Annotated in this window: 16 protein-coding genes; 7 read left to right on the top strand and 9 right to left on the bottom strand. The window is 62.0% G+C overall.

Features of this window, described 5'->3' with window-relative positions; translation table 11 throughout:
- Positions 1–52: 52 nt before the first annotated feature.
- Entirely contained in the window at positions 53–1,426 is a 1,374-nt protein-coding gene (locus ACWTU9_RS20890; protein ID WP_455859919.1) for a class II 3-deoxy-7-phosphoheptulonate synthase, read from the top strand.
- Between the two features lie 62 nt (positions 1,427–1,488).
- Here the strand turns inward: ACWTU9_RS20890 and ACWTU9_RS20885 are convergent, their stop codons facing one another.
- The 3 genes from ACWTU9_RS20885 to ACWTU9_RS20875 all read right to left on the bottom strand — a co-directional run bounded on the left by ACWTU9_RS20885 (position 1,489) and on the right by ACWTU9_RS20875 (position 3,778).
- Positions 1,489–2,259, bottom strand: coding sequence for an RES family NAD+ phosphorylase (locus ACWTU9_RS20885; RefSeq protein ID WP_455859918.1), 771 nt, complete (start codon positions 2,257–2,259; stop codon positions 1,489–1,491).
- Positions 2,219–2,602 (bottom strand): MbcA/ParS/Xre antitoxin family protein, encoded by a 384-nt coding sequence (locus ACWTU9_RS20880; RefSeq protein ID WP_455859917.1) that lies wholly within the window; start codon positions 2,600–2,602, stop codon positions 2,219–2,221. Before ACWTU9_RS20880 ends, ACWTU9_RS20885 begins: the two co-directional genes overlap by 41 nt.
- Positions 2,603–2,707: 105 nt before the next feature.
- Complete coding sequence (locus ACWTU9_RS20875) at positions 2,708–3,778, bottom strand: diguanylate cyclase domain-containing protein (protein WP_455859916.1); 1,071 nt, start codon at positions 3,776–3,778, stop codon at positions 2,708–2,710.
- Between the two features lie 345 nt (positions 3,779–4,123).
- Between ACWTU9_RS20875 and ACWTU9_RS20870 the strand changes: the two genes are divergently transcribed.
- The 3 genes from ACWTU9_RS20870 (at position 4,124) to ACWTU9_RS20860 (ending at position 5,615) form a co-directional block, all read left to right on the top strand.
- A complete protein-coding gene (locus tag ACWTU9_RS20870; protein ID WP_455859915.1) occupies positions 4,124–4,543 on the top strand; it encodes a GFA family protein in 420 nt (139 codons plus the stop codon).
- 78 nt (positions 4,544–4,621) lie between these two features.
- Positions 4,622–4,981: a diacylglycerol kinase gene (locus tag ACWTU9_RS20865; RefSeq protein WP_455859914.1), complete on the top strand. Its 360-nt coding sequence runs from the start codon at positions 4,622–4,624 to the stop codon at positions 4,979–4,981.
- A gap of 40 nt (positions 4,982–5,021) precedes the next feature.
- Complete coding sequence (locus ACWTU9_RS20860) at positions 5,022–5,615, top strand: hemerythrin domain-containing protein (RefSeq protein WP_455859913.1); 594 nt, start codon at positions 5,022–5,024, stop codon at positions 5,613–5,615.
- Between the two features lie 3 nt (positions 5,616–5,618).
- Here the strand turns inward: ACWTU9_RS20860 and ACWTU9_RS20855 are convergent, their stop codons facing one another.
- Together ACWTU9_RS20855 and ACWTU9_RS20850 are read right to left on the bottom strand one after the other, a co-directional pair.
- Positions 5,619–6,227 carry a DedA family protein gene (locus ACWTU9_RS20855; RefSeq protein WP_455859912.1) on the bottom strand — a complete coding sequence of 203 codons (609 nt, stop codon included), beginning with the start codon at positions 6,225–6,227 and terminating at the stop codon, positions 5,619–5,621.
- Entirely contained in the window at positions 6,224–6,787 is a 564-nt protein-coding gene (locus tag ACWTU9_RS20850; RefSeq protein ID WP_455859911.1) for a DUF1003 domain-containing protein, read from the bottom strand. Before ACWTU9_RS20850 ends, ACWTU9_RS20855 begins: the two co-directional genes overlap by 4 nt.
- 99 nt (positions 6,788–6,886) lie before the next feature.
- Between ACWTU9_RS20850 and ACWTU9_RS20845 the strand changes: the two genes are divergently transcribed.
- The 3 genes from ACWTU9_RS20845 to ACWTU9_RS20835 all read left to right on the top strand — a co-directional run bounded on the left by ACWTU9_RS20845 (position 6,887) and on the right by ACWTU9_RS20835 (position 11,531).
- On the top strand, positions 6,887–7,603 hold the full coding sequence (locus ACWTU9_RS20845; RefSeq protein ID WP_455859910.1) for a DNA-3-methyladenine glycosylase I: 717 nt from the start codon (positions 6,887–6,889) through the stop codon (positions 7,601–7,603).
- A 62-nt stretch (positions 7,604–7,665) separates the two neighbouring features.
- Positions 7,666–9,348 (top strand): NAD+ synthase, encoded by a 1,683-nt coding sequence (locus ACWTU9_RS20840; protein ID WP_455859909.1) that lies wholly within the window; start codon positions 7,666–7,668, stop codon positions 9,346–9,348.
- A 377-nt stretch (positions 9,349–9,725) separates the two neighbouring features.
- The gene (locus tag ACWTU9_RS20835) at positions 9,726–11,531 is read left to right on the top strand and encodes an ABC transporter ATP-binding protein (protein WP_455859908.1); all 1,806 of its coding nucleotides are present in this window, start codon (positions 9,726–9,728) and stop codon (positions 11,529–11,531) included.
- Positions 11,532–11,580: 49 nt separating this feature from the next.
- Here the strand turns inward: ACWTU9_RS20835 and ACWTU9_RS20830 are convergent, their stop codons facing one another.
- From ACWTU9_RS20830 to ACWTU9_RS20815, 4 genes are all read right to left on the bottom strand, one after another.
- Positions 11,581–11,994, bottom strand: coding sequence for a GFA family protein (locus ACWTU9_RS20830; protein ID WP_454588509.1), 414 nt, complete (start codon positions 11,992–11,994; stop codon positions 11,581–11,583).
- Between the two features lie 20 nt (positions 11,995–12,014).
- Positions 12,015–12,479 carry an SRPBCC family protein gene (locus ACWTU9_RS20825; protein ID WP_455859907.1) on the bottom strand — a complete coding sequence of 155 codons (465 nt, stop codon included), beginning with the start codon at positions 12,477–12,479 and terminating at the stop codon, positions 12,015–12,017.
- On the bottom strand, positions 12,476–12,796 hold the full coding sequence (locus ACWTU9_RS20820) for an ArsR/SmtB family transcription factor (protein ID WP_142864953.1): 321 nt from the start codon (positions 12,794–12,796) through the stop codon (positions 12,476–12,478). The genes ACWTU9_RS20825 and ACWTU9_RS20820 overlap by 4 nt, the downstream gene beginning before the upstream one ends.
- Positions 12,797–13,003: 207 nt before the next feature.
- On the bottom strand, positions 13,004–13,501 hold the full coding sequence (locus tag ACWTU9_RS20815; RefSeq protein WP_455859906.1) for an NUDIX hydrolase: 498 nt from the start codon (positions 13,499–13,501) through the stop codon (positions 13,004–13,006).
- Positions 13,502–13,652: the final 151 nt, after the last annotated feature.

Genomic DNA, 13,652 nt, shown 5'->3' with positions numbered 1-13,652 from the left:
GGCGGGACATGGCGGGCAAAGGCCCCGCTGGAAAGAGCGTTTGGGTGTTGCGATGACGAAATGGTCGCCGAATTCTTGGAGAGCAAAGCCGATCAAGCAGGTTCCTGCCTATCCGGACCTTGCTGCGCTGAAGAACACGGAAGCCCAGCTCGCTACCTTTCCGCCGCTGGTTTTTGCAGGTGAGGCGCGCAAGCTGAAGAAGCAGCTGGCGAGCGTCGCGGCCGGTGATGCATTCCTTCTCCAGGGCGGCGATTGCGCCGAGAGTTTCGCCGAGCATGGCGCTGACAACATCCGCGACTTCTTCCGCGTCTTCCTGCAAATGTCGGTGGTGCTGACCTTTGCAGGTGCGCAGCCGGTGATCAAGGTCGGCCGCGTCGCCGGCCAGTTCGCCAAGCCGCGCTCGTCCGACAATGAGACCAAGAGTGGCGTGACGCTACCGAGCTATCGCGGCGACATCATTAACGGCATCGAGTTCGACGAAAAGTCGCGTATTCCAGATCCGGCCCGCCAGGAGATGGCCTACCGCCAGTCTGCGGCGACGCTCAACCTGTTGCGCGCCTTCGCCCAGGGCGGCTATGCCAGCCTGGAGAATGTCCATCGCTGGATGCTCGGCTTCGTCTCCGACAGCCCGCAGGGCGAGAAATATGGCATGCTCGCCAACCGCATCACCGAGACGATGGACTTCATGAAGGCTGTCGGCATCACCTCGGAGACCAACTACGCGCTGCGCGAGACCGATTTCTACACCAGCCACGAGGCGCTGCTGCTCGGCTATGAAGAGGCGCTGACCCGCGTCGATTCGACCTCTGGCGACTGGTACGCCACCTCGGGCCATATGATCTGGATCGGCGACCGCACCCGCCAGCCTGATCACGCTCATGTCGAATATTGCCGCGGCATCAAGAACCCACTCGGCCTGAAATGCGGTCCTTCGCTGACGCCGGACGGCCTTCTGGAACTGATCGACCTGCTCAACCCGGAGAACGAACCGGGCCGGCTGACGCTGATCGCACGCTTCGGTTCCGACAAGGTGGCGGACCATCTGCCGAAGCTGGTGCGCGCGGTGCAGAAGGAAGGCCGCAGCGTTGTCTGGTCGTCCGACCCGATGCACGGCAACACCATCGAGGCCGCCGGCTACAAGACGCGGCCGTTCGACCGCATCCTCAAGGAAGTGCAGACCTTCTTCGAGGTGCACCGCGCCGAAGGCACGCATCCCGGCGGCATCCATGTCGAGATGACCGGAAAGAATGTCACCGAATGCACGGGCGGCGCACGTGCCATCACCGCCGAGGAACTGCAGGACCGCTATCACACCCATTGCGACCCGCGCCTCAATGCCGACCAGGCGATCGAGCTGGCCTTCCTGGTGTCGGATCTCTTGAAGAAGAGCCATCCGGTGCAGCACAAGCAGGCAGCCAACGGCTAAGCGTCTGTTTTGCAGAGTGAAAGGAAAAGGCACCGCAATTCCGGTGCCTTTTCCTTTGGAGGTCAGCGGGCGCGTTCCCAGCGCAATCCGTTGAGCCGGGGATCATTGGCAAAGGCGGTTCTGGAAAACTCAATGCGCCTTTCCGGAAATTCGCAGATCGCCTGCACGCCGAATGAGCCGAGCCGGATGCGCCATGTATGCGGCTCCAGCGGCTTGGCCCTGGCAAAGCCGCGGCATGTCAGCAGCGCTACATTGGTGCCCTTCGGATCGCGCGCCGAGCGGTAGCGGATCGCTTCCAGCCCGGCCTCGCGCGCGACATCGGCAATCCCTTGGCAGGCGGCATACTCGGTCGGATGCGTCCACTCAGCCTCATCGCTGTCGAGCGGCGGCCGCGTCAGGTCGACGGCCTTGTCGGTGCGGATCGCGGCAGCGAAGGCAGTGTATTCGGCGGCGTCGTGCGGCCACGGCGTGTCGGGCGAATCGGCAAAGAACAGCAGACGGTAGAAGGCCATTTCGGCGACCGCCGTCATGATCGTCTCCGCGGCATAATAGACACCGAGGGTGCGGCCGGCGCGGCGGAAGCGCGAGCCGTAGGGATAGATCGAGCCGTAACGGAAGGGCGTCGCCAGGAGGTAGTGGAGATGCCGGCATTCCATGGGGATCTGCGGCTTGGTCTCCTCGATCAAATCCTCGAGCAACGCCTGTTCGTCCAGCGTGTCGACGACTTTCAGCGTCGAGACCCGGTGCTGCGCCTCGACCATGCGCCAATATTTGCCGTCGAGCCGTGCGGCTTCAGACGAGAGCGCGTCGGGAGTCCAGATAGGCAATGACATCGACAAGCCCGGTGATGGTGAGGATCTTTTCAAGCGGGCTGCCGTCGAACGCCGTGTTGGGGTTCTTCAGCCATGCCTTGGCGATCGCCTCGTCACCGCCGACAATGGCGTCGAGCGAACGGAACAACCGCACGAACAACACCGCGAGTTCGAACGGCTTGGTGCCGCGCTCCAGCAGGAATTCCTGCCTGCGCATGCGCGAAACCGTGGCTTCCGAGACGCCGATGATCGACGCCAGCATCCTGGCGGTTATATCCAGGAGCTCGGCGGCGCGCAGCGTGGCCTTGGTCAGGACCGCGTTTTCGGCCGTCTTGGCGGCAGCATTGCGTTGTGTAGCAGGCATGGCCTCACTCTTTCCATGGAAAATATAGTCCATGAAAATTCATATGGAAAGAGGTGGTATCGGATAAATTTGCCTATGCCCGCGAACTGGCTGTACGCCGAAGCGTCAGTCTTTCTTGTAGAGCAGCCAGTTCTTGCCGGTACGGCCGGCCATTGTCGAATGCCGGGTGACGCGGTTGCGCCCGCCGACCTTGGAGCGATAGAGCGCCCGGTCGGCCTTGGTGTAGAGATCCTCCGGGCTTTCCGCTTCGGAAGCCATGCAGATCCCCATGGAAACGGTCACTGTGCCGTAATTGGTTCCGGTCTGGCTGCTGGTGAACGGCGTCTGTTCGACCAGCACGCGGATGCGTTCGGCGATCTCGTAGGTGGTATCCTCGCTGGCGCCCTCGATGATCAACGCGAATTCCTCGCCGCCGGTGCGGGCAACGAACATGTCTTCGCGGATACTGGTCTGGAAGATTTCGGCGACGATCTGGATGATCTTGTCACCGACCGGGTGGCCGTAACGGTCGTTAATGTCCTTGAAACGGTCGATGTCGGCAAGGATCAGCGCGTTGAACAGGATGCCCTTGTTGGAGGTGTAAATCCTTCTGATTTCCTTGTCGAAGGCGCGGCGGTTCCAGATATGCGTCAAGGGATCGGTGTCGGCGAGCCGCTTGTACTCCTCAAGCTTCGACTTGACGCTCTCCAGCTCCGCCGTCTTGTCGCTGAGCGTGCTGGCGACCTGCCTGCCATGGTCGAGGGTCGAATTGGTGGCCACCGCCATTGCATTGGCAACCTTCTGCAGCAAATCCTGTGAAAGCAGGCTGCGGTTGGCGAGGCCGCTCGACGTTTCGTCGAGGATCTTGCCGTATTTCTCGATATGGCTGCGTTCGCTTCGCAGCAGCAAGGCGATATCCTCGAGTTCCCTGGCCAACACGTCGCGCGCCTGCTCGACGATGCCGGGACCATGATGCTGGGCAAAGAAGGCGCGACCGATGCGGTCGAGATCGTCCTGCGTCGGCCGGTTGCCGAGCGCGACGACGGCAAGGCTGAGTTCGCGATCGGTGCCTTTCAGCGCTTCGTAGAAGATCTCGTAGTTGCGCGGCAGGCCAAGCACGCCGAGCTGGCGCATGGTCGTCACAACAGCTGTTGCAATGTCGCTGTTTCGGTCGGTCTGGGCGGCTGCCGGCTGCATGTTCTGCTCACTCTACCCCTGGGAACCATCGCAGACTTGCGCGTGCGAGATGTCGCCGACCGGGGGAGAACCAGCCGTATTTCGGATCATCTTACGAAGGACGCGTCCCCAATCGCGACCTTCGCCTTGCACCGACCATAGATGCGCCGGCGCTAAAGTTTCCTTAACGTGCCGCCAGGTAACGCGACTATTCTACCTCAGGCTGCAGCAACGCCCTGCGATGATCCTGAGGAGGAAGTCCGAACACGTCCATGCCGTGTCGCATTTGCTCGTGCCTGGCTCTCGCAAAACTGAAATCCTCTCCGTGGCGGCGAAGCCGTGAACGATGGCCGGTGGAGGGCAGGGATGAGCAACAACCACAGCGGATCTTGCCTGTGCGGAGCAGTGCGTTTCCAGACGCAAGGGCCGTTGCGCGGCGTGATCTATTGCCACTGCTCGCAGTGCCGCAAGCAGAGCGGGCATTACTATGCCGCGACCAATGTCGCGGACGGCGACATCACCATAACCGGCACCGACAACATCAGCTGGTACGAAGCGTCTTCCTTTGCCAAACGCGGCTTTTGCAGGATCTGCGGCTCGGTGCTGTTCTGGAAGCCTGGCCAGGATGCCTATGTCTCGGTTCTCGCCGGGTCGTTCGATGCGCCAACCAGGCTCGAGGGCGAATGCCACATCTTCGTCGGCGACAAGGGCGACTACTACACGATCGACGATGGGTTGCCGCAGTTCGAGAAGTCGACGCCGGCGATCAAGGTTGCGGACGAGTGATTTTTGCCGCTGCTGCCTTATTCCCTTGATCCAGCCATTGCGTTATCCCCTGCCGGTGATTCGAAGGGGATGCGGGCCATGCAGCGGCTGATCGATGCTTTCTTCAATTCGGTGCGGGCTTTCCGCAAGCTCGCCGCCAGCGAAAAGGCGTTCCAGCAGGAACTGATGCTGCTGGCGCTGGCGCTGCCGCTCGGCTGGTTCGTCTCGGTGTCGTGGCGCGGCTACGCGCTCTTGATCGGCGCCGTGCTGCTTCTGATCATGGTCGAAGTGCTGAACACCGGCATCGAGGCTGCCTGCGACGCCTTCAGCCGCGAGTTCAACGTCGACATCCAGCTGGCCAAGGATTGCGGTTCGCTGGCGGTGCTGATTTCGGTGCTGATCGTCGCCGGCGTCTGGGGCATCGCCATCATCGAGCGCATCACGGGGCTACCGATCTAGCGGCTGCGTTCCTATCTGTCGGTTACTAAAGGAGACCGACATGACCGCGCCCGCGAATTCCCTGTTGCTTGAACGTCCCGGCCTTCCGGACGATCTGCGCTGGCTGGTGCAAAAATATCCGCGCGAAAACTGGCAGGGTCACGCCAACATCCATGGCCTCGCCAATATGTGGCTGCAGCGGCACGACATGTTCCGCGAGCTCGGCGGCATGCTGACCAACGGCATTGCCGACTATCGCGAAGGTCGGCTGACGGCGCCGGATTTCGCGCGCTGGTTCGCGCCGCGGCTCAACCATTTCCTCGGAAATCTCGACGGCCACCACAATGTCGAGGACTACCAATATTTCCCGGCTTTCGCCAAGGCCGAGCCGCGCCTGAAGCGCGGCTTCGAGATTCTCGATGCCGATCACCACATCATTCATGAGGGGCTGGAGCGCAACGCCGAAGCGGCGAATGCCGTCATCCGCACGCTTGAGGAGAGCGAGGACAGACGGCGCTTCGCCGCCGATGCCTATGCCGACGAGAACAGCCGGTTGATCGCCATGCTGAAGCGGCATCTTGCCGACGAGGAGGATCTCATCATCCCGCTGATCCTCGACCGCGGCGACCGCGCTCTGGTCGAGGACGACGACTGACCCTTACGACGCGGCTTCGCTGTCGCGGGCGTCCTTGGCGCGTTCCTTGCCGGCGACGGTGCGGGCAATGAGCCAGGCAAGAAGCGCGACGGCCAGCCCAATGGCAAGCGCGATCAGCAGCCGTTCATGATGGAGCAGTGCCTTGCCGATCATCTGCTCGGCGCCGAGGCCGAAAACATAGCCGATACCGCAGAACAAGGCTGCCCAGACCAGCGACGATATGGCGTTGAGGATGACGAAGCGCGGCACCGAAATGCTGGCAAAGCCCGCCGCGATGCCGCCGACCAGGCGCAGGCCATAGATGTAGCGGTTGGACAGCACGAAGATGTTGGGGTGGGACGAGACAAGGCGGTAGGCGTGGTTGAAGCCGGGCCTCGCCTTCAGTTTCAGAACCTTGGGATGGTCGGCAAAGCTGCGGCCGAGGACGAAGAAAAACGTGTCGCCGACGAAGGCGCCAATGGCGGCCGCGAGGAAAGCCTTCCAAGGGACGAAGACATGCTGGTGGGCGAAGAAGCCTCCGAGGATCGCGGCACTTTCGCCTTCGGCGACACAGCCCAGGAAAACCGCGATCAGCCCATATTGCTCGATGAGGTGGTGGACGATCCCGATCATTGAGACGTTTGCCGGCCCGACAGTCTTTCGTCAATGCGGCTCACGTGTTCAGTCAGGCGGGCTATGTCCTCGCGCACGCCGATGATCTGGCTGTGGCGCAGCTCGTCCAGCTTCTCATGCAACGCCATGATCTCGATCTCGGCCTTGAGGTTGACCTCATAGTCGTGCGCGGCATCGATGCGGTCGCGCGCGGCCTGGCGGTTCTGCGACATCATGATCACCGGCGCTTGCAAGGCGGCGATCATCGACAGCACAAGATTGAGGAAGATGAAGGGGTAGGGATCGAACGAGTCTCGTCCCAGCAGCCACCAATTGGCGCCGATCCACAGGACCAGAAAAGCGATGAAGGACAGGATAAACGTCCACGAGCCGCCGACGCGGGCGATAGCATCGGCGATACGGTCGCCAGCCCCCTGAAGACCGGCGAGACTGTCGTTGATATCCTGAGAGATCGGCTTTCGGTCGACGGTGCTCTGCAACACTCGCCGCTCGAGCTCGCTGAGGGTCTCAGGTGTTCGCCTCAGCCAGCGGTTGGCCAGTTCTGGCACGGTCTTGTGCATGGTCGCCTCCATGGTCAGCGTCTGGACTAGACCTAGAGACTACCGGCGCGAACGGGAAGTGGTAGATTGCGCGTCCACCGACTGTGAATCAGGGTGCCAATGGCCGACTTCCAGAGGATTCATGCCCGTGCCGCAAAGCGCAAAGGCGGCGATGCGGTGCTGACGTCGCTGCTCGGTCCTTTGCCCGACAACGCCGCCGTGGCCAGAATTACCGACGACCGCATCCTGTCGACGATGGCCGAGCGCGTGTTTGCCGCCGGCTTCGTCTGGCGCGTCATCGAGCAGAAATGGCCTGATTTCGAGGAAGCCTTCCTTCACTTCGAGCCGAAGCGGCTGTTGTTCCAGCCCGACGATTTCTGGCACGATCTGACGGCCGACAAGCGCATCGTGCGCAATCCGCAGAAGATCAAGTCGGTGCGCGACAACGCCGCCTTTGTCGAGCGCGTGTCGAAGGAGCATGGCAGCTTCGGCAAATTCCTGGCTGAGTGGCCGGCCGACGACCAGGTCGGGCTGATGGCGTATCTCGGCAAGCACGGCAGCCGGCTCGGCGGCAACACCGGCCAGTATTTCCTGCGCTGGCTGGAATGGGACGCCTTCGTCATCTCGGCCGATATGGCGGCTGCCCTGCGCGATGCCGGCCTCGACATCGCCGAAAGCCCGACGTCGAAGAGGGATCTCGACAAGATCCAGGCGCAGATCAACAAATGGGCCGAGGAGACCGGCCTGCCGCGCCGACACATTTCGCGTATCCTGGCCATGTCGATCGGCGAGAACCATTCGCCGCAATCACTGCGCGAGTATATGGGCGACGACTGATCACCGAATTGGTCCAAACGAACGCCATTGCCCGGGCAATTCTGCCGCGCTAAACCGCAGGCATGACCAAGAAGACCGCTCCCGATATTCTGCGCATCGCCATTGCCCAGCTCAACCCGACGGTCGGCGATGTCGCCGGCAATCTTGCCAAGGCGCGTGAGGCAAGGGCGGATGCCGCCCGCCAGGGCGCCGACATCGTGCTCTACACCGAGCTTTTCCTGGCCGGCTATCCGCCCGAGGATCTGGTACTGAAGCCGGCCTTCCTGAAAGTTTGCGAAAAGGCGGCGCAGGACTTCGCCGGGGATACTGCCGATGGCGGGCCGGGTGTCATCATCGGCACGCCGCTGAAGCGCAAGAGCGGCACCCACAATTCCATCATCTTCGCCGACGGCGGCAAAATCCTGGCCGAGCGCTACAAGCTCGATCTGCCGAACTATGGCGAGTTCGATGAGAAGCGCGTCTTCCAGGCCGGACCCGAGGCTCAGGGACCTGTCAACTTCCGCGGTGTGCGCATCGGAATTCCGATCTGCGAGGACATCTGGGGCGACGTCGGTATTTGTGAAACCCTGGCCGAAAGCGGCGCCGAAATCCTCCTGGTGCCGAACGGCTCGCCCTACTATCGCGCCAAGATGGACGTCCGCCATCAGGTCGTTATCCGGCAGGTCATCGAAACCGGTTTGCCGATGATCTATGCCAATCAGATCGGCGGTCAGGACGAGTTGATCTTCGACGGCGCGTCCTTTGCCATCGGCGCCGACAAGACGCTCGCTTTCCAGATGAGCCAGTTCGAGGAGACGGTCGACGTCACCACCTGGAAGCGAACAGATGCCGGCTGGGTCTGCTCCGAAGGGCCGATGTCGAAAATCCCCGAGCGCGAGGAGGCTGATTACCGCGCCTGCATGCTGGGATTGCGCGACTACGTCAACAAGAACGGCTTCAAGAACGTCGTGCTGGGTCTCTCCGGCGGCATCGATTCGGCGATCTGTGCCGCCTTGGCCGTCGACGCGCTCGGCGAGGAGCGGCTGCGCGCGGTGATGATGCCATATCGCTACACCTCGAAAGATTCGCTGAAGGATGCCGAGGACTGCGCCCGCGCGCTTGGCTGCCGCTATGACATCGTGCCGATCTTCGAGCCTGTCGAAGGGTTTCTGCATGCGCTGACGCAGCTGTTCGAAGGCACCAAGGAAGGGATCACCGAGGAGAATTTGCAGAGCCGCGCGCGCGGCACAATCCTGATGGCGATCTCCAACAAGTTCGGCTCGATGGTCGTCACCACCGGCAACAAGAGCGAAATGTCGGTCGGTTACGCCACGCTTTATGGCGATATGAATGGCGGCTTCAACCCGATCAAGGATCTCTACAAGATGCAGGTCTATGCGCTGTCGCGCTGGCGCAACAGCCATGTGCCGCCAGGCGCGCTCGGCCCGTCCGGCGAGGTGATCCCGAAGAACATCATCGACAAGGCGCCGTCGGCGGAACTGCGCGAGAACCAGACCGACCAGGATTCGCTGCCGCCCTATCCGGTGCTGGACGACATTCTGGAATGCCTGGTCGAGAACGAGATGGGCGTCGACGACATCGTCGCACGCGGCCACGACCGGGCGACGGTAACGCGCGTCGAACATTTGCTCTACATTGCTGAATACAAACGCCGGCAGGCGGCGCCCGGTGTGAAGATCACCCGGAAGAATTTTGGCCGCGACCGCCGCTATCCCATCACCAACCGTTTCAGGGATCGCGGCTAAAGCGCAGTTCGCCCGTTGTTGCAAAATAACCTCACTGGTTGGACCAGTTTCGCTTTGCTGCGCGCCCAGTCTTGGCGATCCGGTGGAGCGTCTCTATAAGGACCGCTCCGCAATTGTGTTGCGGGAGGTCCGAATGGCAGTAGTCAACATGGTAATGCGAGGCCGCGAAGCCTAGGTCTCTACCGGCGTCCGGCGAAGGTTTGCCCTTCGCGCCGATGCCGGGTCGAGTACAGGCTTCTGCCGATGCCGGTCGCCGCCCGATATCCAGGGCGCGCCGCCACCTATGCCGAACCTCCGCAGCCCGGGCGAATTGCCCAGCGCGGTTTTTCAATTTTCGACCTTACCGGGACCGGGCATTTTTGCGCCCGGATGACATCATGGCTCGTTTTCGAATCGATCTGCGCGCAAGCGCGTTTCGCAGCGTTCTTGGATTTACGTTCAGCCATTGGCGGCGCCAGCCGTGGCGGCTTTCGCTGGTCATGGGCGGCTTCCTGCTGGCGACCATAGCCGACGTCCTGACGCCGCTCTATTCGGGGCGGCTGGTCGATGCCGTCGCCAGTGGTGCCGCGGCCGACGACATCGCCTGGAATGCGGCGGTAGCGGCTTTCTTTGCGCTCATTGGCCTGGCGCTGGCTGGCCTGGTGGTGCGCAACCTCGCTTTCATGGGCCTCGTCGACCTGACGCTCAAGATGATGGCCGACATCGCCGCTGATGCGTTCCATCGCGTCCAGCGCTTCTCGACCGACTGGCACGCCAACAGCTTTGCCGGATCGACGGTGCGCAAGGTCACGCGCGGCATGTGGGCCCTCGACCTGCTCAACGACACGATCCTGATCGCGCTGCTGCCATCGGTCGCCATGCTGGTCGGCTCGACGCTGCTGCTCGGCTGGTTCTGGCCGGCGATGGGACTGGTCGTAGCAGTCGGCTCGGTGTTGTTCATCCTGGTGACGGCGACGCTGTCGCTCGGCTATGTCGCGCCCGCGGCGCGGCTCGCCAATGGCTGGGATACACGGCTTGGCGGTTCGCTTGCCGATGCGGTGAGCTGCAACGCCGTGGTCAAGGGTTTTGGCGCCGAGACGCGCGAGGAAAAGCGCCTCGCCAAGGTCGTCGACAAATGGCGGTCGCGCACGACCCGCACCTGGGTGCGCGGCACCATCAACGGCACGACGCAAGGCGCGATGCTGTTGGTGCTGCGGACGGCGGTGATCGGGCTGTCGCTGATGCTGTGGGCGTGGGGGCAGGCGAGTGCGGGGGATGTCGCCTTCGTGCTGACGTCGTTCTTCGTGCTGCAGGGCTATCTCAGGGACGTCGGCACGCATATCCGAAACCTGCAGCGCTCGGTCAACGATATGGAGGAGCTTGTCGACTTCCAGTCCATACCGCTCGGCATCGAGGACCGGCCCGGCGCTCAGCCGATCCGGATCACGCAGGGCGCTGTCGGCTTCGACAACGTCACCTTCCACTATGGCAGCCATCGCCTGCCGCTCTACCGCGACTTTTCGGTGGAGATAGCGGCAGGCGAACGCGTCGGACTGGTCGGTCATTCCGGCTCGGGCAAGACGACCTTCGTCAAGCTGATCCAGCGTCTCTATGATGTCAGCGGCGGCAGGATCCTGATCGACGGCCAGGACATCTCTGACGTGGCGCAGGCGTCGCTGCGTGCGCAGATCGCCATCGTCCAGCAGGAGCCGATCCTGTTCCACCGCTCGCTGGCGGAAAACATCGCTTATGCCCGGCCTGATGCTACGCAGGCCGAGATCGAGCATGCCGCGAAGCTCGCCAGCGCGCATGACTTCATCGCCAGCCTGCCGAAGGGGTACGGCACGCTGGTCGGTGAGCGTGGCGTGAAGCTGTCGGGCGGCGAGCGTCAGCGCGTGGCGATCGCGCGTGCGTTCCTGGCGGATGCCCGCATCCTGATCCTGGACGAGGCGACATCGAGCCTCGATTCGGAATCGGAGGTGCTGATCCAGCAGGCGATGGAGCGGCTGATGGTCGGCCGCACGACGCTGGTTATCGCCCACCGGCTGTCGACGGTGCGGGCGCTGGACAGGCTCCTGGTGTTCGATCGCGGCAAGATTGTCGAGGAAGGTTCGCATGACGAGCTGATCAGGCTGAAGGGCGGGATCTACCGCCGCCTGTTTGAACGCCAGGCGCTGGAACTGACCAAGGGTCTGGTTGTCTGAGCTGAATGCAGAGCCCCATCCGAGGGAATCCGGATAGGGCTCTGCGTGTTTATCCGGGCATTCGCTCGAATGGCTGCAAGGACGGGTCCATCTTGTCCCAGGCATAGCTGTGGACGGTGTAGGTGACCACCTGCGGATCGAACTGGCCAGGATCGTCAAGGCTGGCCGCGTGGACCGCTATCAGCTCCGGCATGGCGACGGATATCAGAAAGACCGGCGTTCCGCAGGTTGGACAGAACGCGTGGATCTTTTCGTTGCCGCTGGCGCTCGCTATGCGCCAGGTGCTCACCTCGCCGGTGATTGCCATATCGGCTCGCTGGCCGAAGGTCAGATAGGATCCGTGGCCCGTGCCGCTGCGCTTCTGGCAATCGTTGCATTGGCAGTGGTTCTGGAAGATGGGCTCGTCGCTGGTTTCGTAACGGATCGCGCCGCAAGCACAGCCGCCGGTATAGCGCTTGGTCATTGTGATTCTCCCGCTGGCAGTCAGGCCGATTTCGGCTTGGCGAAAAGGTCGATGCCGCTGCCGGTTTCGAGGAAGGATTTCATGCTGGACAGCACGGCCGGCCAGCCCTGGCTGACGCCCTTAGCCATGCCGCTGCCGGCTTCGAGCTCGTCATGGCTGACGGTCAGCTTGACCATGGTGTCGTATTCCTCGATGGCGAACGTCACCCGGCTGTGTTTGGTCGGATCGTCGGCTTGCGACGCGTTGGCCCAGGTCATGACCAGACGGGTCGGCGGCGAGATTTCGACCACCTTGCCGACGAGTTCGACGGTTCGCTTGTCATTGGCGCGGATGTGTTCCCATTTTGAGCCAGGCTTCCAGTCGGAGACGTTCTCGTGGCCCCAGTAGCGCTTGGCGATATCGGGCTTGGTTATGGCCTCGAACACCTTTTGCGGCGTCGATCTGATGTAGGTCACGTAGACAAAACTGGTGGTTTCTCGGGTCATTGGTCGTCTCCTTCGAGTTCTTGCTTCAGGTCGTGCAGCAGGCTCAGCCGCTGCCGTTCGAATTTGCGCACCCACCGCTCGTAAACTTCGTGCAGCGGCACGGGGTTGATGAAATGCAGCTTCTCGCGGCCTCGCTTGACCGTGCTGATCAGATTGGCCGCTTCCAAAAGATCGATGTGCTGCGTCGCGGATTGCCTTGCCATGTCGAGATTTTCGCAAAGCTGGCCCAGCGTCTGTCCGTTCTTCTCACACAGAAGATCGAGCAGCTTTCTGCGGGTTGGGTCGCCCAGCGCTTTGAAAACCTTGTCGGCGTCCATCGGTCTCACTCATCTTGTAGATATAATATGCAGGTAAATGCCTGCATGTCAACTCGCGGCCAATCGTGGCAGGGGAGGGCAGGAATCTTGTCGACGTCGGATGAGAGTCGGATCGATGGCGCCGCGGGCGAAGCATCGAATGGAATCAATGGGCAAGCACCCGATGCGGGCGCATGGGAATATGCTTCTGGTGGCTGTGAGTTACGACTAGGTTCTAGCGACGAATTTCTGCGGATCGGCGCAAAAATGCGTGATGATCTGGCAAAGATCCGGCTCGTTGATCATGCGCACGGCATCGGCCGCGTTGACCCATTTGCGGGTGCGCGCGCGCTTTTCCTTCCAGCGGTCGGAAACGCGCTCGACCTGCATTGGAAATACCAGCACTTCGCAAGGCACTTCCTCGCCGGACGCCAATGCCTTGGCGTAGAAATAGCGGCCAGCCTCGAAATGCGAAATCTTGCCGCGCAATCCGGCTTCCTCGCCGGCCTCACGCGCAGCAGCCTCGCAGAGCGGCTCCCTGGCTTCGGGCCAGCCTTTCGGCAGTACCCAGCGGCCAGTGTCGCGGCTGGTGATCAGCATGATTTCGATGCCGTTTTCGGTGGTGCGCCAAGGTAGCGCGGCAACCTGCAGACGGCACGGCGCGGTGCCGAAGAGTCGCTGGACCCTTTCGGCCATGTGGTTGTGCGTCGTTGGTCTCGTCAGCATCGGAGAAGCTACCCCAGCCCTCAGAATCGTTTGCCGTCATACGAATCTTACGGCGGAGTGTAAGTTATAAAAGTAAAAAACGTCACACCAACCCGTCAAAATCCGCCAACAGGTGTCGATTCAACAGAATATTGTGTCTTGGCGCGCCAGT

The sequence above is a fragment of the Mesorhizobium sp. 128a genome, assembly GCF_053848025.1.
The sequence above is the reverse complement of the archived record's forward strand: the minus strand, read 5'-3'. Positions and strand labels throughout refer to the sequence as shown.